This window comes from Mesorhizobium sp. M2A.F.Ca.ET.037.01.1.1, assembly GCF_003998075.1.
Taxonomy (GTDB): Bacteria; Pseudomonadota; Alphaproteobacteria; order Rhizobiales; family Rhizobiaceae; genus Mesorhizobium.
The window spans coordinates 1-564 of the sequence record NZ_RZSA01001716.1; the positions used below are offsets into that span (position 1 = coordinate 1).

The window sequence follows — 564 nt, forward strand, 5'->3', positions numbered from 1 at the left end:
AACACGTATAGGTCTCAATCCATAAATGCTGCCTTCCGGGGTCCCCAGCCGATATACCAGCCGCTGTCGAAGGACGTTTCGGATATCGTGACCACCATCGGATTGATGCCGATGACGCCATGGACATCCCCTATTCGCCAGCGGTTGGAAATGGTGTGATCGACCAACTGATCAAAGTCGACGGCATGCTGAAGTATCGCCTGGGTCTCAGCATGGTTGGGGGAAAGCGGCGATGATATGTCCGATCCAGTCTCGGTAATTGCCTTTCCTGTCGATCGGCGTCTTGGCTTTGATACTCAATTCTGACCTCGGCGACACCCGGTACAGCAGCAGCCTGATCTTCGCCATCGATCCAATCGAGGGTGCCATCGCGATCGGGAACCAAATGTCGCGCAACGGCCACCCGCGAATGCCTTTTGCGCAAATCCCATTCATCGCCGATGACAAGCTTGATGTGTTCCTTGATGAGATCGACACCATATGCCAGCTGAGCCAGTTAAGGTCCGGGCGTGCCACCAAGTCGCGGATTGACTTCACTGAACCTTCCTTGGCCGCGAGATGCGT

1 pseudogene is annotated in these 564 nt (G+C 55.1%); it reads right to left on the reverse strand.

Annotation, left to right across the window (positions count from 1 at the left end):
• Positions 1-130: 130 nt before the first annotated feature.
• A pseudogene (locus EOA27_RS42845) lies at positions 131-564 on the reverse strand (hypothetical protein); the annotation flags it as partial.